Annotated in this window: 14 protein-coding genes; 1 reads left to right on the top strand and 13 read right to left on the bottom strand. The window is 43.9% G+C overall.

The features are described 5' to 3' along the window. Window positions 1–129 precede the first annotated feature (129 nt). Window positions 130–534, bottom strand: a complete 405-nt coding sequence (locus G6053_RS07260; RefSeq protein ID WP_165305980.1) for a DUF2314 domain-containing protein — start codon at window positions 532–534, stop codon at window positions 130–132. A 150-nt stretch (window positions 535–684) separates the two neighbouring features. On the opposite strand from G6053_RS07260, the gene G6053_RS07255 reads away from it, so the two are divergent. Then, the gene (locus tag G6053_RS07255) at window positions 685–1,146 is read left to right on the top strand and encodes a VOC family protein (RefSeq protein WP_165305979.1); all 462 of its coding nucleotides are present in this window, start codon (window positions 685–687) and stop codon (window positions 1,144–1,146) included. 82 nt (window positions 1,147–1,228) lie between these two features. On the opposite strand, the gene G6053_RS07250 is transcribed toward G6053_RS07255, so the two are convergent. The 12 genes from G6053_RS07250 to G6053_RS07195 all read right to left on the bottom strand — a co-directional run bounded on the left by G6053_RS07250 (window position 1,229) and on the right by G6053_RS07195 (window position 22,146). Further along, entirely contained in the window at window positions 1,229–2,650 is a 1,422-nt protein-coding gene (locus G6053_RS07250; protein WP_165305978.1) for a serine hydrolase, read from the bottom strand. A gap of 1,015 nt (window positions 2,651–3,665) precedes the next feature. Next, window positions 3,666–5,798: a galactosylceramidase gene (locus G6053_RS07245; protein WP_165305977.1), complete on the bottom strand. Its 2,133-nt coding sequence runs from the start codon at window positions 5,796–5,798 to the stop codon at window positions 3,666–3,668. Window positions 5,799–6,193: 395 nt separating this feature from the next. Then, a complete protein-coding gene (locus G6053_RS07240) occupies window positions 6,194–7,336 on the bottom strand; it encodes a TlpA disulfide reductase family protein (protein ID WP_108632716.1) in 1,143 nt (380 codons plus the stop codon). Window positions 7,337–7,338: 2 nt separating this feature from the next. Then, window positions 7,339–8,982 (bottom strand): S41 family peptidase, encoded by a 1,644-nt coding sequence (locus tag G6053_RS07235; protein WP_165305976.1) that lies wholly within the window; start codon window positions 8,980–8,982, stop codon window positions 7,339–7,341. A gap of 24 nt (window positions 8,983–9,006) precedes the next feature. After that, window positions 9,007–11,010, bottom strand: a complete 2,004-nt coding sequence (locus G6053_RS07230) for a TlpA disulfide reductase family protein (protein ID WP_165305975.1) — start codon at window positions 11,008–11,010, stop codon at window positions 9,007–9,009. 10 nt (window positions 11,011–11,020) lie between these two features. Further along, window positions 11,021–12,391 (bottom strand): RagB/SusD family nutrient uptake outer membrane protein, encoded by a 1,371-nt coding sequence (locus tag G6053_RS07225; RefSeq protein WP_165305974.1) that lies wholly within the window; start codon window positions 12,389–12,391, stop codon window positions 11,021–11,023. Between the two features lie 11 nt (window positions 12,392–12,402). Then, entirely contained in the window at window positions 12,403–15,960 is a 3,558-nt protein-coding gene (locus G6053_RS07220; RefSeq protein ID WP_165305973.1) for a SusC/RagA family TonB-linked outer membrane protein, read from the bottom strand. Between the two features lie 26 nt (window positions 15,961–15,986). After that, window positions 15,987–17,015 carry a FecR domain-containing protein gene (locus G6053_RS07215; RefSeq protein WP_108632721.1) on the bottom strand — a complete coding sequence of 343 codons (1,029 nt, stop codon included), beginning with the start codon at window positions 17,013–17,015 and terminating at the stop codon, window positions 15,987–15,989. Window positions 17,016–17,188: 173 nt separating this feature from the next. Continuing rightward, window positions 17,189–17,785 (bottom strand): sigma-70 family RNA polymerase sigma factor, encoded by a 597-nt coding sequence (locus G6053_RS07210; protein WP_108632722.1) that lies wholly within the window; start codon window positions 17,783–17,785, stop codon window positions 17,189–17,191. A gap of 159 nt (window positions 17,786–17,944) precedes the next feature. After that, the gene (locus G6053_RS07205) at window positions 17,945–21,130 is read right to left on the bottom strand and encodes a histidine kinase (protein WP_165305972.1); all 3,186 of its coding nucleotides are present in this window, start codon (window positions 21,128–21,130) and stop codon (window positions 17,945–17,947) included. Between the two features lie 127 nt (window positions 21,131–21,257). Then, window positions 21,258–21,914: a hypothetical protein gene (locus G6053_RS07200; protein ID WP_108632724.1), complete on the bottom strand. Its 657-nt coding sequence runs from the start codon at window positions 21,912–21,914 to the stop codon at window positions 21,258–21,260. Window positions 21,915–21,942: 28 nt separating this feature from the next. Further along, a complete protein-coding gene (locus G6053_RS07195; RefSeq protein ID WP_165305113.1) occupies window positions 21,943–22,146 on the bottom strand; it encodes a collagen-like protein in 204 nt (67 codons plus the stop codon). Between the last annotated feature and the right edge of the window lie 56 nt (window positions 22,147–22,202).

Here is a 22,202-nt window from a genome sequence, read left to right as displayed (position 1 = left end):
AAGGTTCATTATTCGCCACCAACTTAATTAGTAATTGAAATATTTATGGCACATGGTAATTTTATACGCAAAACAACAATAGGGCATTGTTCGGTCTGCATTTGAGGTATTCACTGGCTGGAACAATAGCTAATCTTCTATCGTAAAATCGATCGATCTGTTGAATTCTTCTTTTTCCGTTTCTGACAGCTGGTCACGCATGGCGCGGATCGTATATCCTCCGCGTAATACTCCTTTATCCAGATACATCCAATCTGATATTTTTTGTTTATCAACGACAACGGTGTCACCGATAGCTACCTCTTTTGTAGAGACGGGGCTGTTATGGACAACACCCGTAAATTGACCATTTAGATAGCTGAGATTTCCTACCCAAATGTGCTCCAAACTGTTGTCGGGTGTATCAAACGCCAGTTTGAGGGCAAAACCTTCATACCCCTCATGCGGTTTTTGAAAAGCTTGTATAAATTCTTTTCCTATGTCAAGTTGACCGAAAAACAAATCGTTTAAATTTGTAAGACTGTAAATGATCAAAATTTAGATAGGATGAATAGAAGAACCTCAATTGTTTGTTTACCGATTTTAAAAAATCGCCGGAAGATACCTGACATAAATTTAAACAGCTGGGGATAGTCGATCTTTCAGGTCCTAAGAAAATAAAAAAATAACCAAAATATAAAAGCTATGCAAAAGATAATTCCAAACCTATGGTTTGACAGCAACGCACAGGAAGCCGCAGAATTTTATCTGTCGGTTTTCAAAGATGGTAAGATCATCAATATTACTTATTACCCGAATTCAGAAACCGAAGGACTGGCTGATTTCCAGAAGGATTTCGCGGGGAAAGTACTTACCGTTGAGTTTGAGATTCTGGGAATGCGTTTCATCGGGATTAATGCCGGACCGATATTCAAATTTAACGAAGCTATTTCGCTGATGATCCCATGCAAAGACCAGACTGAAATAGACTACTATTGGGAAGCACTTACATCGGGTGGAGGACAAGAGAGCGTCTGTGGCTGGCTGAAAGACAGATACGGATTAAGCTGGCAGGTTTCTCCTGAAAATTGGGCGGAACTCAACAAAAGACCCGGTGCATTCAAAAAAATGATGGGAATGAAAAAGATCATTATTGCTGATTTCTAAAAACAAGGTAACGACAAAGTCCATGTTCCAGCGCTATAAACTGGAAAAAAGCTTATGTGCTGGTACATTGGGCTCAGTTATGCTATAAGCAATGTTCAAATATCGAAAATCCGATAGTCGAGACATCTAAGGCAGCATTGGACAGAATAACAATTGCTTTTTGGGATTTATCATCAAATGCAACAAAAGACCTAAATCCGCCTGTACCTCCAGAATGATGAAATATCTTTCTGTTTCCAGCTTTTTTAATACGCCAACCCAACGCCATACTTTGATCGTTGTCCACAAAAGTTATCTGATGGGTCAAATGAATGGCTTTTGTCAGTTTATTCTCGGAACCTAACTGTGCCTCCATAAAAGTAATCATGTCATCCAATGTCGATCTTATGGCCCCAGACCCCGCCAAAGATCCCAAGTGCCAATACGAGGTTGGTCTTCCTTTTTCATTGTATCCTTGTATGGCACCGGCATCTTTTAATGATGTATTTTTCATTCCCAGGGGCATACAAATATTGTCAATGACCAACTGTTCAAAACTTTTATTATTATGGCGTTCTAATGCTACACCTAATATACCTGCGCCTAAATTTGAATAAGAAAACTTGATTCCGGTTTGAGACAAAACTTTATATTTTTTCAAAAAATGGAAGAGCGAATCTACCGTGTAATGACTATATGGATCAGCCAGAATAACATTGGTCGTAAAAATATTCTCCGGGAGCCGAGGGAATCCCGCGGTATGATTGGACAGTTGCACCAGTGAAATCGGATGACCACGCCATGCTAAACGAGGAATAGAATCGGGCAAATATTTACTGATCGGATCGTCCAATTGCATATTGCCGCCAACTACTTCTTTTGCCAATAAAAGTGAGGTGAAAATTTTTGTAACCGAACCGATCTCAAAAATACTTTTAGAAGCGTGCGGGAGTTGATTGCTTGTCTTAGCGATAGTCCCATAACTATATTTTCTTTGCTGCTTTCCATTAATTACCGCTAACATAACACCTGCGGTAGCGCCCTTTTGGATATACGGCCTGACGAATTTTTCAACCAGTAAATCTATGGAGTCTTTTAATGGATTATTGCTCCCGACCACGAAATTCTTATCTTGTATGACAAATGGAATTTCTTTGAAATTCATCCTTAGGACCCGCTTTTCATGATCGAGCAGAACAGAAAATAATTGGTCAGAGTTTTCAAATTTAATGGTATAATTGTATCCGCTGGCAGTCGAATCAACAAAAGAAAACTGCTCCATTGCGCCCACATTTGCCACAAATTTCTTCATACCCAGTGAAAACTTTTCTTTTGAAATTTTAGCCTGATAGATGGCAGATGATCGCCCATAGATCTCACCCGATTTTTTTTCATTGAAAAGCCCTTGAAACTCTTTCATAAAAGAATCGTAATCGGAACGAGTAACTTGGGCAGGCAAGAACTGAACTGAAAGCAGAAATAAAACAAGGAGAACGTAAAACTTATAATTTAGTTTAATTTTCATTTTATTACTAAATCAACTCATTCGCCAAAAACGCAAGAAACTTATAATGAACAAATTAAACATGTCATATATTTAAAGCTTGTTCAAAATCGGACAACTTATGTTCATTTATGAACAAGCTAAAAAGCTATTTGGATAAACTCTAAAATCGACATGTTATATCAAGGCCTTGTTACAAAATATGCTATTAATATCTGGAGTTCCACCGAAATTGGATATATCGAGTTACCAGCCGCTTCCATATTATTAGAGCCCCCCAACGGTTCATAAATCGCATTAAACGAATTGTAAACCCCTTCATAAATAAGACAAAACCTCTATATATGTAAAATTGGAAGGCCTGTAATACTTGCCGTTATAGCATTGAATCAATAGCCGTATTACATGTCTGCAAGGCATTGTTAATATAGATGCCCTTGATATAGCAATTAACGTAGTTTTTCCATCGCAAGTGTCAAATCTCTTATTGCCTGTTTTTGCAAATTACTTAAAGTAGTAGTAGTATCAGTCCACTGGAGCAGCAGATCATACCCCCAACTCCTACTCACTTTTCCTTCGACCGCTGACGGATTAAAATTGGGTTAATAAAAACCTCATCAGACTTAATCTGGCAATCAAATTATTTCCCTTAACCATTTTATCAACTATTATATATCAGGTTCGAGGCCCTGCTGTGCTTGAAAAGAAAAGTTTCCCCCGCCACATCAAACAAATCGATAACAAAGTTATTATCGAAAGTTTAATTATTGGTGCGGGGATAATTAAGGTATTCCAGCCCGAAAGGACCAAATCCTTGAAAGAGATATAAAATCCAACCCATATTAATATCGTCATTAAGAAGAGTAGAATAAAAACTTGTTTTATTAATTCAGACTTCATATATCGGCTTTTGTTTCTTAAATATAAATATACTTATACTATCTAGCAAACAAAACCATATACCATTGAAAATCTATTGTAAGTTTTTTGTACAGGAAACCAGTAACAGAACAGCTAAGGGATGAATTCAGCATCCCTAATGCTGTCTATGATCAGCTGCCGCATGATGTAAAGGATATATGGGGCTTAAAGCCTGTGTTTTATGCTTCGCCATAGCCTTGGTCCGTCCAATGGACTGAATCCTGAGATTATCAAAATAAGGAGTGCTGACATGATTCTGCTGTAAGGATGCCATCAGTCCAGCCATGCCATGGGGATAGTGAGCCGATGTCGCTTTCACCACCTCCTTGCCATCGACAAAGCCGGTCAGTTCGTCACCAGCAAACCGCAGTGTCAGCGAATGCCACTGACAGGCGTTGATTCCGTCTATTTTGGCACTGGCCAATGTATACTCTCCACCCACCTCTTTGTCGGTACGGGCCAGGATCAGGGCCTGCTGTTCGGCATCACCGATGAGTTCGTTCGGATCGGGTTTTCCTCTGGAAAGAACCAACGTACAGTTACCTTTGTCATCTAATTTGAGGTAATAGCCTTTAGCCCAAATGCCATAGCCCGAACCGACATCACTCAAGCGCCCCATTACGGCCGCCTCGTCTTGCGGATTTAGATAGACGTCGGCACTGATTTCATAGTCAGTCCAGGCCGAATCACCGAGAATAGTATAATGATGCCATTCCGGTGCCCAGCTCAGTGTATGCTCGCCCACTACCTGGCGAATACACTGCCCATTGTGGTCTGGACGTTCGGTGAGTTCAAAGCTACCGATCAGGTCAGCTGTATAATGTGGGAGGTAACCCCACTGTTCGGGATGCGCATAGCCGTCGAAGTTATCTCCGTAGGGAATTGGAAAGGGTTTTGACTGCGGAATGTTTGCAAATGTTCCCTTCTGCTGCCCCTTTGTTGTGGAGATGGAATAGACTGTATTGGGCTGAAGCGTGATGCTATAACTGCCGTTTTTAGGTGTGATGTCAGGCATGCGGACGAATTGCTCCTGCGGATTGCTGTACCATACACAAAGTTTATCTGTTGACAAGCCCTCCGAAAGCTTAACCGTCACGGTCTGCGCCTTCTTGGCATCTTTTGTTTCAAAGATAATGCTATAGTCGCCAGTCTCTGGATTTTTTAACGTAGCCATGCTCCCACCATCTTTGAGATAAGCACAGCCATCATTGAGATACTGCCAGCCGATCTGCGTGAACTGCCCATAGTGAGCATAGCCCCAAAGCGCTTCACGCACCTCATAGTTGCCACTCCAGGGCTCCCGGGCCAGCACCATGGCGGGGGTTTCGCTGTACGGCTCCAGCGGGTATACCCCTGCTATATCATACCAGTTGATGACTCTGGTAGCGCCGCTGATGATATAATTCTCGTTGAAACACTTTACAATAGTAATCAGCGCATCGAAACCTTTGCGGTAGACATGGTCCTCACTATTCCATATCGGTTTGCCCATTGCTTCGGCCATTTCCCGCTGTTCTTTGGTCAACTGAATCTCGCTAAAGGTATGTGCGCTGACCACATCAAGTGCGTCCCGCAGTTCCTTATCCTTCTGCATATCCTTTAGGAATTCCATTTTCGATTCACCCCAGTTGTCGAAACCATGCAGTTTAACATTCCGGAAGCCATTTTCATTCATGGTCCTTCGGAGCATTTTGGCAAAGTCATAGCTTACTCCTTTCTCGTTATGGCATCCGATAGCATCTAATTCCAGGCCATGGACCTGGCGCAGCCCCTGCAACCAGGAGACATAATAGTCTGCCATATCCTGAGACCAAAAATTACCCACCCATGCCGGGGCGCTCCAGGCTGTTCCATCGAGCGCCAGCTGCGGATTGCGCTTTTTAGCTTCCTGCATGATCCACCACATATAGCCACGCTGGTAATTGAAATCACCACGATAATGACTATGGCTGGGCATGGCCCCCTGCGTGGAGTTGCCATCGCCGGGGATCTCGACCAGCAGCGAACTGACCGAACCGCCAAACATAGGTTTATAGACCATATCAAAAATTTCGCTGCGCTGCTTCCCGGAATAGTCCTTGAGCAAAACGGATGTCGCTCCGCCACCATTGACTACTCCGATACCGTCAAAACGCTTACTATGGCCTTTGCCACTCAATTGTATGGATTGCTGTGCGATGCTAATAGAGGAAGAACAGATCATCAATAATAAAGTGATCTGCCTTTTTTTCATTGGTTTCTTTATCATAAAAAATTAATTGAATGTCTTAGTCAATATGAGCAAATTTAAACGCCTGTCCATAATTGGCAATAGTCTCCCAAAATAGAACTAGTATTAAAAGAAGTTTCATTGGTTATTGTTTCAAAAACTCCGGGTCAAAATACTGATTTTATAAATTCGTACAGCATAACGAATCATTTTATACCCTAACCTGAAACATTTCCCCCCCCAGTTAGCATAATCACCCCTTCCCCCAGGAACTGCGATCACGCGGCCTCCTTCTTATGCCCCGTGCTTCGGCTCCCCTGACCCAAAGCCATTAAAAAAAAAGAAGCCGTATCTAACTTTTAACGTTTTGATACGGCCTCATTCCTTTCTAACCAAACATATGCCAGCACAGGATAGCTGGTACCGGCAAAAATCTATTTTGCAAAAATTTCTACCAGTTTTTTATCTAGCGCCTCACCACGCAAATATTTAGCGATGATTTTGCCGTTCGGATCCACTAAGAAATTCATTGGGATTGCCTTCACATCGTACATCACCCCGGCTTCATTTTCCCACCCTTTGAGATCTCCGACCTGTTTCCAGGTAAGTCCATCATCCTGGATCGCTTTTAACCACTTCGCCTTATCGGCCGCCTTGTCCATCGATACGCCCAGGATCTCAAATCCTTCTTTTTGATATTTGGCATATGATTTTACCAGATTCGGGTTTTCCCGTCGGCACGGTGCACACCAGGATGCCCAAAAGTCGATCAACACATATTTTCCACGGTAATCGGACAACTTCACGGGTTTACCGTCAACATCAGGTTGTGTGAAATCCTGAGCCTCCACCCCTTCGCTTGTTTTTTTGACCAATGCGATGCGCTTTGCCAGGTCTTTCCCGAGGATGGAAGCCTGTAGGCTTGGATCTAATGTGGCAAATATCTTTTCGGCTTTAACAGCATCGAATTCAGGCGGCAAAGTAGAATTAAAAGCCATTAATCCCATATAGCTTTTTGGATTCCTGGCGACATAGTCCAATTTGGCGTCAATCGTCTGCTGCTGTATCGCATTTGCCCGATCCTCCAATGACTTGATATATTTCGGATCCTGCTGATCCGCAAGAGATTTGGCCTTATACTCATTATTCAAAGCCTCATATTGATCATAAATCGGTTTTAGTAACGCATTCACGCGCTCGTTCTCCGCATTTAAAGGTGATCCCGAGATTTTGGCATGTTTGATGGAATCCGCGGCCACAAATTTAATCGTTGCTCCCTCAATTAAAAATGGCAGTATATCTTGTTTCGGTGGTTTGGCCGGATCAAAAGGAGCATTGTCGTGGATTATACGCAAATGCGCTTCCATCGGTGATGGGATACTTCCCTTAAATTCAAATTTTCCATTTTTCATCTCAACCGAATCGATCCGTTCTTTTCCGTCATAATTAAGACGCAGGTAAGCTTTCGCTGGCTTATCTAATTTGCCTACTGTACCCTGTATTGTATAGTTTTGTTGTGCATATCCCAATACCGGTAATACACATGCCAGGGCCAGCGCCCATTTCATATTCTTCATATTTATTTAGTTTTTATTTTATGCTGTTCTACGTTTTTTTGGGAAAGCTGTCCCACGGTTCCTGACTGTAACAATTGTTTATATAGCTTTTCGTCACGAAGTACAGCTAAGGCTTGCTTAAAACTTTGGTTAGCTTCATTACGTACGCGGGCCTGGTAATCACCGTCTGTATATAATAGTGAACCCACTTGCGCCTTAAATTCAATATCAATGGCCGTATGTGCCCCAACCTGTTCTTCGGGCGGAACAGCCACAGCGAGTTTACGCGCAGCTCCAATCAGCTGCGAGTGAACTTCCCGGGGCACTTGAAAGCGGGTATTGAAGGTAGGGAAGTCTGGATAAGCCTTAAGAAGAGCCTCACGATTTTGTTGTACAAACTCCAGACCTCCTTTGGCTACAATCCCATTGTTCATGAGCTGTGCCATCCACGTGCTATACTCATTTGTATCGATAGGCACAAAGCGGTCCGGCATAATCCCGCCACCGCCGTAGACAATTCTTTTGCTGGCAAGCGTTGTATATTTTAAGGAATCAGGAAAGGAACTATGTCCTTCTTCCAGTAATTCTTTGGATGCCATCCGGCGGTTAAAATCCTGAAAATAATCATCTTTCCCTTTGGTATATGGTTTTTGAATCGAACGTCCCGAGGGGGTATAGTAACGGGCACCAGTAAGCTTCATTTCCGAACCGTCAGATAGCGGAACGGGTTTCTGCATCAGCCCTTTTCCGAAACTGCGGCGGCCGATCACGACAGCACGATCCCAGTCCTGTAGCGCTCCGGTTACGATTTCACTGGATGAAGCGGTGGATTCATCAATCAGGACAACCAACTGACCGTCATAAAACTGACCGTAACCGCCTGTGAAGTAGTAATCCTTTCCGCCTTGGTTGGGTACTGAATAGAAGACTATTTTCTCTTTGGGCAAAAATTCGTCAACCACGCCAATAGCAGACTCCACATACCCACCGCCATTACTCTGCAGGTCAAGAATCAATTTTTTCATACCCTGCTCCTTAAGTTTTTTTAAGGCGGCGTCTATCTCCTGCCGGGTAGTCCGATTGAAAATCGTAAGCGCAATATAGCCGATTTCCTTATCCACCATATAACTTTCACGAACAGACTTCTCCAGTATATTTTCTCGAATAATGCGCACATTCTTCACATCCCTGCTTCCTGATGATAAAATCCCGAGCACCACGGGTATATCTTTTTCACCGCGCAATTTTTCCATAATCTCCCGATTGCCCCATTTTTTTCCGGCAATACTGTCGCCATCAATACGAAGGATCTGATCGCCAGCCCGTATTCCTGCACGCATGGCCGGGCCATCGGGATTGACTTTAGTGACAATGGTCTGGTCATTATTTTTTAGAAATTGAATGCCTATCCCGGCAAAGCTTCCACTCATGGCTACGCGCATTTGCTCTGCTTCCTCACGGCTTGTGTAACGCGAATGGGGATCTAAATCCGATATCATCGCTTTGATCGCTGCATCCACCAGATGTTCTTCATTGACCTGATCCACATAATTCTGCTGAATAAGCTTCAATGCCTCCTCAAATTTATATTTTGGATTCATCTGTGCTTGTAAGGACAGACTCAGACCTACCATCCCTACGAGCAAGCTCGTTGCTTTCCTGTTCATATATTGTATAAATGATTTAATATTCTATTTTTCGTTTTTGAGGGTTTCGATGGCCAGGGACAGCTCGTCCATCAATTTACTCGGGCTTCCGGAGTAACCTCCGGAACAATAGCGCACACGACCGTCTTTCACGATGATCTTACGCGGAATGGACGAGTCTCCAAACAATGGAACCAATTGTTTGAATACTAGATCCTGCTCATTGGTCTTTGGATTGACGGAATCGTGCAACAAATTGAAACGAAAGCCTTCTCCACGAACATAGTTTACCGATTTGCTCCTGTAATCTCCGGTCTGCATGGTTCCCAACATATAAACGGCTACATGGCTATCCCGGGCATATTTGTCTACCAGCAATTGCATCCCCGGAAACGCCATGATACAAGGCCGACACCACGTGGCCCAGAAATCCACCACAACGATCTTATCTTTCCAGTCTTCAGGTGTAATAAATAGTCCATCTGCAGTTTCCAGGCGGAAATCGGGCATAGGATGATTGACCCAATGATGATCCACATAGGCTTTCATTGCCGCTTTTTCTTCGTTGGATTTTAATCCCGCCAGATAAATTTGATACCCGCTTTCATCGCCGGCATGTTCTTTTACGTAAATTGCTCTGAGTTTATCAAACATGCGCGGTGTCATCGCATTGTACTTTGCAGTCATCTCCAATAAGGGCAATAATTGCTTGTCATCTCCCAAGCCCTCCAGCACCCGTAGATTGATCTCGTTCAGTTCAGCATTGTTGTATTTGCCATCTTCGGAGAGCAACAAGAAATATTTTCGGGCTTCCACATACTTTTTGAGGTCATTTAATAAGGAGATATGCGTGAAAAGGCGGTCATCCAAATTCTTAACCACATTGGAATCTGCCTGTGCCCTGTGGTCAAAATCTTCTTTGTATGAATTGTCGCCCCGGCGTGCAATCAATTTAGGCAGAATTGCCTCAGATACTTGATAAAGACTGTCTTTACCTACCATTTTAAACATGTAAGCACGCATGATGTTCCACCGCATCAGTTCATTTCCTGTACGGAAATCGACCTCATCGTAAAGCTTCGCGAACTTGTCAAACTGTTTCGATTCGAAATACGCCGTCCCCAGTCCACGGTACACCGTATAGTAGATGAATCCCTGACCATTGGGATGCTGGCGCCATTGTTGAACAGGAAAACGTCTCAAAAAATCCTCATACGAAGCGATTACCGCAGCCTTGTCCGGACTGCTTCCCATGGTATTGCTATAGGCAATAAAACGTGCTGTCGCACCGCTCGGAAAGTCATTATTTACTCGTTTTTCAATCAATTGAGTCAATTCCTTATCCTGGAGACGGCTACTTGAAAATGAATAGAGTTGATTAAGAACTTGGTCCGATACATCTTTTTGTTTTAATCCATCCACAATCAATTTTTTGGCATAAGCCGGAAAAGCATCTCCCAAAGCCAGCTTCTGCAAGCTCATAAAGGGCTGAAAATAGCTGAGGTATTGTTTTCCGGATAAAGCATACTCATGCTCGGCCAGGCTCTTCAGATAATTAGCGGGCAACACTTTAGGTTGATTGGTATAATAAGAAAAGATTCCGCCGCCGGCTATTGTAGGCACCTGAAAAGCAGCCTCGCCCAGATAGGCGCCCGGTACTGCTTTCCCTTTTGCATCGCTCAGGGAGACTGCATAGCCTTGGTCCTGATTGTTGTCCAGTAGATCCGGATGGTCAAGTGTTCCCTGATAGAATTTTGCGGCGATAAAGGCTGTTGTTGCTTTTACCGGTACCGTTGCAATCCATAGGCCAGCCGCATTCTTTTGCAGCGGTACGCTGATCTGCCTCCATGCGTAATCTTCGAATAAATATAAGGCCGCCTGTATGTCATCACTAAATTCCAGGTCCTTGTCTTTGGCATCGTAGACCACTTGCACAAGCGCCGTTGTTTTGGGTTTCGTCGGTTTAAAGACAGTGCTGTCAAATCGAGGCTGCGCATATAACACAGCCTGGACAAACAACAGCACTAAAAAAATCGTCTGTTTTTTCATGTTCTATAAATTATCGAGGGTTCTGACCAATTTCTGGGTTGAGTGTTAGCACTTCCTGGTTAATCGGATACACCAGCCGTGGGCTGGAAGCTGTCAGGGTATAGGTCTGTCCATTGAATGTCCGACTGACGGGTTTAAAATAAGAGCCATCCAAAGTAAGGCGGCGCATATCATACCAACGAAGGTCAGTACCCACAAATTCCCTGCGCCTTTCATCGATGACCGACTGCAACAAATCGCCACTGACGTCTGCTGCCGTAAGAGCTACATATTTATCTGCTGCAAAACGCTTTTTACGCAAAAGGTTTAGCAGCGCCACCACCTGAGCGCTGTTGTTCTGCCGTGCATATACTTCGGCACGGTTAAGCAGTATTTCGGGACTGGTCAAACCGACATAGGAATTATTGGTGTAACCGCTGCTATTAAAAACTGGTTTCATATACTTATATCCCTTATATGTCCCAGCATCATTTCCTATGAACAGTTTCAATCGAAGATCACCCTCCCTATATAAGGAAATAAGTTCCGGATTTAATGGTCCGAGAACATAACCGGCACTTACCTTGGAAAGCAGGACTTCCTTGTCATCGATGAGACGCGGGAAGGTCACCTCTTTGGTATAATCCTCAAGATTATAGACTGTCGGGTCCAGTGCAAGGGCAAGATCAGCATATCTGCCAGATTCTTCAAAATTGCGCATCGTCAGGTATACTCTTGACAACAGCGCATAAGCCGCAATCTTGGAGGGATGGTAATTGAAAGTTGGATAATTGGATAAATTCTCCGTTGCCGTGCTCAGGTCTGTAATGATCTGCTCATAAATGCGAGCTAATGACACGCGGCTTAAATTCTGAAAGAGATCAGCAGTCAGCAGCAAAGGCAGTCCTTGCTGACCTTCGGCTTTTGTGGGATCATATATCGGGGCGTACTGATTGGCCAGCGCATAATAAGCAAATGCGCGGTGGACACGAGCTTCAGCTGCCACAGCCAGCTTTTGTGCGGTAGTTCCATTTTGGCTTTCCATGACTCCGCCGAGAATCTCATTGGCAATATAAATCTGTTTATACAGATTGTTCCAAGCGACGTCCTGCTGATTGTCGACGTAGAAATATGCATTCCAGATATAGGCCCGTTGGTAATTTTCTCCCCAGGCTGATGAAGCTGATAAAGCGACCTCCGGAGCGATATTATCACTTGTGATAAGCGGAAGCACATAAGAACTTTCAAAGTTACTTTTATTGTTGAGTAAGTACAGGTAATCGTCCGTTGTCTTTAGCGTACGTTTATCATATTGATCTACTTCCACAAATTTCCGGCAAGAAGATACGAAAAGCGTACCGGAAGCAATTAAGCTATAGAGGATAATATGTTTGATTTTCATAATTTCACAGATTAAAAGGACAGGTTTAGACTCATAAAATACGTTGGCGAAGGCGGAAGGTTTGAATAATTATTCAATGTCCGGTAGCTCGGATCTATACCGTCTTTATTTTTGCGCCAAATTAAGCCGAGATTACGCACGCTGGCATTTACATTGACCGATTTAAACGGCGTACGTTCCAGCATTTTAAATGGAAAATTATAGCCTAGATCAATCTGCTGTAACCGAATATTACTACCACTGATCACTAAAACATCCGAATTGGCGTAACGGGATAAGCTATTATACTGGTAGCCCGCTTTGTTTAATCCAGGTACATTCGTAAAAGCTTCATCCCCCGGTTGACGCCACCTTTTTGCTAGATCAGACTGGAGTCCAATAGCCCCTGAATAGGGAGCATAGTCCGGATAGTTTTGTACCGAAAGACGTCTGAATACGTGCCCCATTTCATAGGTGATGCGAACCCCCAAAGTAAAGTTGCGATAAGAAAATGTATTGAATAGTCCCCCGAAATAAGGAGGCGTGGTACGGCCCACTTTCACCAGGTCTTCGGGTGTGAGGGCTGTTGCCGGTGCATCGGCACTCACAATTTCGCCGTTTTGTTTATATATCTGCGAACGTCCCTGGTTATCCAGACCCGCCCAACGATAAGCATACATATAGTCAGTAGCATTTCCTACGATCGGAATAGTTCCGGTGATATAATCAAGCACACGGGTAGGGCTTTTAAAACGGGAATCCGTCACTTCATTGGTATTGTAGCCAAAATTGAATAATGTTTTCCATTCCACCTTCGACCGCAACCAGATGGCACTCATTCCCAAATCAATTCCATGCCCCTCCATAGTGGAGCTATTGAATTTCAGGCTTGTCCAGCCATAGGTCGGATTATATGGGAAATCGTAGATAATGTCGGAAGATTTCTTCGTGTAATAATCCAGGTTAAACTGTAGTCTATTATTCCAGATTCCGTAGTCTATCCCTACATTAAATGTTTTCACCTTTTCCCAGCTGATCTGACTGTTGGCAGGTGATGCGATTGTTGCCGTTACTTCATTTGTGATCAGATCGTTGCTTGTGTTGATTACGACAACTCTATTTGCTCCTGTCGGAAGCGTACCATTCACGCCATAGGTCATCCGGATACCTAATGCATCCGCCCATTTTGACTCCTTTAAAAAGTTCTCTTTTTTAGCGTCCCATTTTCCCCCTATTGACCAAAGCGGTTTGCCGCGCTTGCTGCGCGAGGCACCGACTAAGGTAAAATCATCAAACCTTATGCTTCCGGAAAGAACATATTTACCGTTAAATGCCGAAAATGCTCCATTGGAATAATATGAAAGTGCACGATTTCTATTTTTTGCAATGGAAGTATTAGAGCTGAAATAACTGTCCCACCCGTAAATTGTCTTGTAGCTTCCTCTGGGATTGATCACAGCAGAAGAATAGGTATCGGCATTAAAGCCCAAATAGGCATCTGTAGAGGAACGATAGCTATTCTGTTTCCATTCTGCCCCTGCCAGAAAATTCAGATTGTGCTCGCTGGCGGCACCCAGCGGCTTGTTGATATTCAGTTGTGTCCTAAATAAATACTGGGATCCATTGTAATTGCGGATGCCTAATCTCCCCCCCATGGGGTATCCATATACATAATTACCTTTATCGTTGAATGTAGTACCGATGTTGATCATATTCCGCTGACCATAGCTATTGACACCATCGATATTTTCCTGATTTTCCAGTTCGCGCTGCCATTGCCCCATGACCGAAAAGTCCGCCCAGCTCGTCAACTTGGTATTGATATCCATATGCATCCGTAGACGGTGGGACTGGTCATTATAACTCGCCGCATCAAGCTCTTCGATGGGGTTATAAGCCCAATCGAGATAGCCCTTTTTCTCAAAATCTTGCATTATTTCGGGTCTGAATTGAATATAACGCCGGATATTATTTCCATTATCATCTTTCAACTGTTCGTAAGGAAGCAGACCACCGGAGCTAATATTTGACGATAACGCATTAATTGCTGCCGAATTACCAATGGAGTTTCCATAGTTATAAGTAATGCCGGTGGCGAGTTTTACCCGGTCGTTGAACAGCATATTGGTCAAATTGGCTGTTGTATTAAAGCTCTCTGCTTTATTGGCCCGGAATACAGGAACATCTTTATTATAATTGGCCGAGACAAAATAGGTATTCTTGTTGGCTCCGCCTGACACGGATAGATTATACTGCTGTGAAGTGGCCTTTTGTAAGAGATAGTCCTTGAGCTGACTCCGATTATCGGCGGCGGCAAGCCTTGCCAGAGCGGCATCACGCTCCTGTTCTGTCGCTGTACCCCGTTTTACACGAAAGATCCATTCGAGTGATTCGGAGTGCGGCTTACTGATATTAAATGGATCCCAGCTATTTTTTACGATATTGTCGGCTATAAAACCTTCTTCTACCAATTGCTTTTCGAGGTCAATATATTGCGCAGAAGACATGCGGTCCATTTTATTAAGGTCAGCCGGAGAAGCAATGCTCAGTGAGGTTCCAAAATTGACCGACGGTGCTGTATTTCTACCTTTTTTTGTTTCAATGACGATGACTCCATTTGCAGCTTTTGCTCCCCAGATGGAGGAGGCCGCGGCATCTTTCAACACCGTAATACTTTCAATATCGTTGGGATTGATGCGGCTTAAAATCGCACCGCCCGAGCTCTGTGTATTTCCTTTATCGGTCAAAGAAAAACGTGCATCCACTGTTTCCGCCATCGGGAATCCGTCAATAACAATCAAAGGATCTCTTGGTGTATCACTACCAAAGGTATTAACACCGCGGATCTTAATGGCATTGGTACGCGGATCTACGTATACGCCGGGGACCAGCCCCTGTATACGTTCCAGTATGTTGATGGACGGTGTTTCCTGAAGCTGTTTGGCAGTGACCCGACCAAAAGCCCCGGTTGCACGCTCTTTGGGCAAACTGGTATAACCCATCGAAACAACCTCCACATCATCCAATACATTGACCACCTGTTCCATCGTCACGTTGATCTGGTCGCTGCTACCGATTACGCGACGTTGTGGCTCCATGCCCATGTAGGAGAAAATAAGGGCATCGGCCGGATTTGTCAGTCGCAGGGTATAGCTACCATCACTACTTGTTGTTACCCCCGTACGCACAGCGTATCCGTCAGACATAACTGTAACACCAACTAATGGCGCTCCTTTACTGTCTTTCACCCTGCCGGAGATAATTTTCCAAAAACGTTCATCACCGTCGTTATCCTTCTTACCACGGCTATCACGAATAATGGTAAAATAATTGTTTTGCACGTACAGAAAGAGATAATTGTTTGGATACAATAATTCTTTCAATACGGATTCAACGGGTAGTCTTTTGTTTTTCGGGATATGTTCACTGTTGACAAAAGCGTCGCGAATAAGCCCTTCTTCATAAGAAAATTTGGTTCCATAGATGCGTGTTACCTCGCTAAGAGCCTGGCTGAGACTAGCCCTTTTTTGTGCAAAGCTACCTGTGGTACTCATCAGGCAGACGATAGGCACAAGAAGTTTAGTTTTCATAGATTTTGATTGATTAATACTTGTTTCTAGTTAGGTTTTATCACGATTTGTTTGTTTTTCACTTCAATGTTCACATTCATGGTATGTTTGATGACAAAGAGAATGTCATCAATTCCTTTTACTGGTATAACACCGGTAAATCTTTTGTGGAGCAGTGCCGAATCCTGAACAATAACCTGATAACCGTAATTATCTTCCAGTACACTGATAATATTGGCCAGGTCACTGTGTTCGATGCTAAGTTCGCCCCGAGTCCAAGATAGTGCCCGATTCACATCACTGTGGACGATTTGGTTTGCTTTTTCATTTTCATCATAGATGAACATCTCCCCAGGTGCCAGCAAACGATCCATCCCGTCCTTTCCCTGAACCCGTAGGCTACCTTCGAACAATGCCACTTCGATACGCCCACGACGGTCTTTTACATTAAACTTAGTCCCCAGCACAGTCAGCGAGAGGTCTCCCACATGCACCACAAAGAAATCATTCTCGCGCAGGCGATTTTTAATTGCGGTATGTTTTACCTCAAACATACCCTCGCCTTCAAACCATACTTCCCGGGGTTTGTCCGTTTTCCAGCCACGTACATAGGACAGGCTGGAATTACTGTTCAGTTTGATAATGGAAGCATCCGGAAGGGCAACTTCGCGTTGCTGGCCAAAGGCGGTGTTTGTCGCTTTAGGACCATACTGACTGATCTCATAGGTCAACATTGCAAAAAGTAACAGCGCAGCGGCTGAAGCAGTCCATCGCAGTATTTTCCGGATAACGCGTGTTTGCCTTTGTTTCTTTTCATATACCGGAATTTGTGCCATGATACCTGCCCAACGCTGATGACTACTCAAACCACTAGGGGCAAGTTCCTGCCCCTTGATCAGCAGTATCCACATCGTTGCGCGTTCCATCTCTGCAATCAAATCAGGAAAATGATCCCCCAGCTCAGACCAAAAATCGTTTTGAGGATCTCCATTTTGGAACGTCGTCTGCACAAAGTCTTCATCCGCAAAAAAGTCTGCTGCCTTAAAATCTTTATATTTAGCTAACCGAGAGTTCATACTGTTTTATATAGGTTACACCTCTCGACAAAATTTTACCCCAATAAATTTTATTTTTTTTAAAAAAATAGGCAATACCAGCTTGATCATCATAAAAACAGCGAAAGCACCATTTATGATCGTCTTATACTGGTTATTATTTATCAGAGAAAACTTGCCTGCAAGTGCGAGATTTAATTGTAACGTAACTGATTGAGTAAATGGAGCAACAGCAATAAACCAAACCTGCCAAAATGCTTCTTCAGGCTATCTAGCGCTCGGTAGTACAGTTTATAGGTATCCTTGGTGGACAACCCCATAATTTCTGCGATCTCCGGATAGGGCAATTCTTCAAAAAAACGGAGGTGGATAATCTCGCGCTGACGGGCAGTCATCTGCTGCAACGCTTGGTCAAGCCTGTCCCGGACCTCCAGGGCACGTTCTTGACGGATCATGCTGAGATCATGAGGAAGCTCAATGGTAAATGGCAAGTAATCGACAGAAGAACTGGTCATATCCGCCCGTCTGAGTGACTGTTCAATTTTCTTCACCAGTGTACGACGGAAGGCTTTATATAGGTAGTTTTTAACGGCGACATCCGAACTTAAATTGTCTTTGTTGCACCACAACTTGACAAATAGTTCCTGAATACTGTCTTCAATGATATCTTCATCCTGCGTAAACTTAAATCCATAATTGAACAACAGGCGATTATACCGTTCAAAAAGTATTTTGAACGAAGGTTCATGCCCTACTTGAAACATTTGCCAAATCTGTTGATCGGAGTTCATTTAGTAATGCGCGGTTTTTTGTTTTTCAGTTTAAGTAGATAAAATATTCATTCAAATCTACTAAAAAAAATTTTTCGACCTACACCACATAAGCGATTCTCCAGAAAACATGTAGCAGCTTACTGTTTCAGCATGCTGTTCATCTTTTTAGGACAAGTTCTATTGTACATTTTTCAGGAGGGGTAGCATCATCGAAACCTTGACCGTAAAATCTTCCTCCTGCGGGTTTTTGTCAATTTCGAGCCAAGCGGAGTTCGGCAATTTTTCGCTATTGATCATCCGCAGCCTATCCTCAACCCCCATTATACCGAAAGAGGCACTTTTAAAAGGATTTAAATTAGGTTTAGGAGCGAAATCAAAACCGACACCGTTGTCCATAATTTCAATACACAAATTATTATCCTTTTTAGTGGCTTTTATACTGATCTTGCCCCTACGTCCACTCAGATGTCTGACACCATGATGCACCGCATTTTCGACCAGCGGCTGTATCAGCATCGAGGGGATCCTATAGCTGCTTTTGATCAGATCCTCATCGACATGTATCACATAGTCAAAAGTCTGCCCAAAACGTTCCTGCTCCAGTTCCAGATAGAGCTTCACCAATTGCAGCTCGGAAGCTATGCTAGCCATGGAAAACTGAGAGTTCTCCAATACGAGACGGCTTAACGTCGCAAATTTATGGATCAATTTGCTGGCATGGCGGGCATCATTTTCCACGACATAGGCCTCAATCGAGTTTAATATATTAAAGATAAAATGGGGATTCATCTGTGACCGAATTGCTTTCAGCTCACTTTCATATAGTTTTTGCCTAAACTCAGAAGCCAGTTTCTTTTCCTTTTCCACCTCCAGTACCTCTGCCTGTTCCCGGATCTTGATCTCATTTTGCTTCAACTCCTGTTGTAAGGTCAGACTGAACTCATGCTGCAGCCGATTTATTTTCTTCTGATGCGCAATTCCATAAAGCAGTATCAGGATTACGGCAAGGAAAATACAGGCGATCAAACCTATTTTAAACCAGAGCCCCTGATACCAGAGCAGCTTCACCGAAAGCGGAATAACCAGCTGATGCGTGGACCATTTTCCGTTCTGATCCTCCACCCGGAGAAAAAAGCGGTAATTGCCTCCGGGGACATTACTGTATACGGCCTCATGCCTGTCCTCGGCATCAATCCAGTCCCGATCAATCCCTTCGAGTTTATAGCTGAAGCGCAAATTTTTACCATTCATGATCTCCGCTGCGGAAAAAAGAAAAGAGAATGTATTTTCACGAGGCTGAAGCAAGATTCGCCCTGTCCTTAACCGATATGAATTATCGCGGTTAAGGATCTTAAATGCACTTATTATCGGTTTTATTTCCCGCCGGTTATCATTTAACGCTTTGATCGATCCCTTGATCAGCCCTTTATCCGTAGTCCATACTAAGTTATCGGAATCCTGGTAAAAGTCGTAAATATGGAAACGGTCAGGCGGTACAACCCCCTGCCCCGGATCAAGCTGGTCAAATGTTGAATACCCCGGATCGAAGATCGTCATTCCGTCCGGAGTCCGCATCCAGATCCGTCCTTTGAAATCATCTTTTAAAGCATAAGCATAAATACGGGGAAAACGGTTCCGGTCATTGACCTGTCGAAAACGCACATTGGCGGCCGATCCAGTGATCTGCCCGATCCCTTGCTGACTGCTGCTATACCAAAAATTGCGATCAGCATCCAGCAGAAATGAAAACACGGTATTTACGGCCAGGCTCGTAGGTGATTTTCCATGTTTAAAATGAATAAACTTCATACCGAGCTTGTCTTCAACCTTGACCGCACCAAAGCCGTCCATACCCATCCAGAGGGCGCCCGCGGCATCCTTTGCCAAAGTAATTATTTTATGGTCAATCAAGCCATTTGTTTTGTCATACCGTACGACGCTATTTGCCTGCATATCGTACCGATACAATCCATCGCTCCATGAGCCTATCCACAGTACCGGTCTTCCGCCCACCGTATCGGCGACGATACGATTACAGTCGGCATGTTCCAATCCGAAAGAGCTGCCGACGACCTTTAAAGGCCCGAGCGTCTTTTTTGTTGTATCGAACACGAATATACCTCGATCCAATGTGGAGATATAGATCCTGCCATCCAATGCCATCAGCTGGCTGACGCTCAGTTTAGCCAGGGGAAATACCGATATCCGGGTTCGGAAATCAGCCGAAAGCTGGCCGATCCCCCCCGCTGTCAGGTACCAGATGCTGTCATTGACCTTGATCAATCTATGGATGGGCTGCTGTCCACCGGAAATGAAATCCGTTATCTGATTTATTTCTTTTGAATAATAATAAAGGCCATTGTCGGAGCATATAAAATACCCCCGTCTGACCGGTACTATGCGATTGATCCTGTTCGGCTTTCCTGATCCATCAGGTACGTTTAAGTTCCAGTCCACTTCCTCGATATGCTTATCCTGTAGTCCATAGCGGTATAGTTTTCCATTTCTATGCGCTGCCAGTACGATATTCTCTTCCGGAAAAAAGGCGGCCTCATCGATATTGTTATCATAAAGTGATACATTGGGCCCCAGGCCGAGTACATCTTTTTGTTTAATTTCCCGGAGAGCAGGATCTACATGGATCAGGTTATAGTTATAATAGGATGCAAATATCTTGCCGCCGACATCACATACAGCCGTGACAGCATTTTCACCCAGATTGGCCAAGCCATAATGAACGATCTTCTTCGATCCGGGATCATAAGAAAACAGCCCGTGATAGCGCGTGCCGATCCACAGTAGCCCCTGTCGGTCTTTATGGATACGGAATATGGTCATACAAGCCTTTCTATCCAGTTTTATAACTGTGATATGCCCCGATGCCAAATCCAGCATCTGGAGATCTGTCTCCTGTCCGCCAAAGTAAACTTTGCCCGCTGATTCATGAACGGCATAGAGTTCATGTTTTACGAGTGCCCCCTGATTGACGCTGGCAGCATATTTCGTCCAGGCCAGATCCGATGGTTTGCTTCTGTCGTAGCACAGCAGTCCCCTGTTGTAGCTCGTGACCCATATTTTGTTGCCTTCACCGATACTGATGCTACTCAGGTCATAAGAAAAATCTCCTTTTTGGTCAAAACTGACCGGGTGGAATGTTTTCCCGTCAAAATAACAGAGGCCCCGCGCGGTGGCCATCCAGAGCAGGCCGTCCGGATCCGTTGCCGCGTCCCTGATCTTATCGCTGGGCAGGCCTTCCCGACTTGTGAAATGGCTGAAATTATAGATCCGCTGTGGCAATCGTTCTTGGGCAAATGCGATGAAAGCAGTTAGCAGCAAGTAAATAAAGACCACAATTCTAGCCATAACACAAGATTAAATACCAAACAACCTTCCCATGAGATTGATCATCACATTAAATTTTCATCAACAGGTTGTAAGCGATGACAGCTCCTTATAAATTTACGCTATTTTTTTGATTGCCATACCATTATCACTGTTCCTCTTTCAGGGCTGACTCTATGGCCTGGTTGTTATTTAAGTCAACACCCTTTCTTTTAAGGCTAGCCATAACTCCACCGGGAATTAATACATAGCGATAGTTCAAAAATGGGTTCAGAGTGCTCAAATTGGTTCCATCATGTGTAAAACGATAGATGATGATCTGATTGATCTTTGACACGAATGAAATGGTATTGGGTCTTCCTCCGACGGTAGAAGTGTAAGGCAGGGCAAATACTCCCCCTCCATAATCCATATAAACTAATATAGCACTACTCTTGAGGTAAATTTTTGTCAATCCATTTGCAGGGAGGTGGCCTAACCTGCAGGATGTAGCATCAATTACAGAATCCTTATTAACATCCTTGGCATATTGCCAGCCACTATAGATGACATTTGCCGCACCCGTAGCTCCCTTTAGATTAATCCCCGCTCCCCAGCCGGAAGCTGTTTTGGGTCCAAAAAGCTGATAGGTATCGGTTTTAAAATAGAAATCACCCACGGCACCGAGTGATACCGCAGGTATTGCGGTTCCGCTTAATATTTTCGTTCCTGCGGCACCGTTGGTTCCATTGGTACCATTTGTACCTGCGGCACCTCGAAACGAGGTAGCTGCCCCCCAGCCGGCATCAGTTTTGGGACCGTACATCTCAGAAGTATTTTTTCGGATATAATAGTCACCATTTTTCCAGTGTAGCGCCGGGAACAGTAGTCCCGCTAAAAATTGTTGCTCCGTCGGCACCTTTTTCCCCTTGCATACCGGTAGTGCCCTGATCACCTTTAGGCCCTTGCTGTCCCGGTTGACCGGTATCCCCTTTTTTACAGGAAAATAACATGATCAATCCCAGATTGACCATCACTAATGTCTTTACTACGTTCATTGGTCTTATTTGTTTATAATTACTGTTCAAATATATTTCCTGTAGGACAAGGAAAA

The organism is Sphingobacterium sp. DR205, assembly GCF_011064245.1.
Taxonomy (GTDB): domain Bacteria; phylum Bacteroidota; class Bacteroidia; order Sphingobacteriales; family Sphingobacteriaceae; genus Sphingobacterium; species Sphingobacterium athyrii.
This window is presented reverse-complemented; position numbering and strand designations above follow the sequence as displayed.

What these genes read in the sequence shown, in the direction of transcription:
- G6053_RS07255 (WP_165305979.1), top strand. Translation starts at nt 685, where the DNA reads ATGCAAAAGATAATTCCAAACCTATGGTTTGACAGCAACGCACAGGAA.
- G6053_RS07250 (WP_165305978.1), bottom strand. Translation starts at nt 2,650, where the DNA reads ATGAAAATTAAACTAAATTATAAGTTTTACGTTCTCCTTGTTTTATTT.
- G6053_RS07245 (WP_165305977.1), bottom strand. Translation starts at nt 5,798, where the DNA reads ATGATAAAGAAACCAATGAAAAAAAGGCAGATCACTTTATTATTGATG.
- G6053_RS07240 (WP_108632716.1), bottom strand. Translation starts at nt 7,336, where the DNA reads ATGAAGAATATGAAATGGGCGCTGGCCCTGGCATGTGTATTACCGGTA.
- G6053_RS07235 (WP_165305976.1), bottom strand. Translation starts at nt 8,982, where the DNA reads ATGAACAGGAAAGCAACGAGCTTGCTCGTAGGGATGGTAGGTCTGAGT.
- G6053_RS07230 (WP_165305975.1), bottom strand. Translation starts at nt 11,010, where the DNA reads ATGAAAAAACAGACGATTTTTTTAGTGCTGTTGTTTGTCCAGGCTGTG.
- G6053_RS07225 (WP_165305974.1), bottom strand. Translation starts at nt 12,391, where the DNA reads ATGAAAATCAAACATATTATCCTCTATAGCTTAATTGCTTCCGGTACG.
- G6053_RS07220 (WP_165305973.1), bottom strand. Translation starts at nt 15,960, where the DNA reads ATGAAAACTAAACTTCTTGTGCCTATCGTCTGCCTGATGAGTACCACA.
- G6053_RS07215 (WP_108632721.1), bottom strand. Translation starts at nt 17,015, where the DNA reads ATGAACTCTCGGTTAGCTAAATATAAAGATTTTAAGGCAGCAGACTTT.
- G6053_RS07210 (WP_108632722.1), bottom strand. Translation starts at nt 17,785, where the DNA reads ATGAACTCCGATCAACAGATTTGGCAAATGTTTCAAGTAGGGCATGAA.
- G6053_RS07205 (WP_165305972.1), bottom strand. Translation starts at nt 21,130, where the DNA reads ATGGCTAGAATTGTGGTCTTTATTTACTTGCTGCTAACTGCTTTCATC.
- G6053_RS07200 (WP_108632724.1), bottom strand. Translation starts at nt 21,914, where the DNA reads ATGTACGGTCCCAAAACTGATGCCGGCTGGGGGGCAGCTACCTCGTTT.
- G6053_RS07195 (WP_165305113.1), bottom strand. Translation starts at nt 22,146, where the DNA reads ATGAACGTAGTAAAGACATTAGTGATGGTCAATCTGGGATTGATCATG.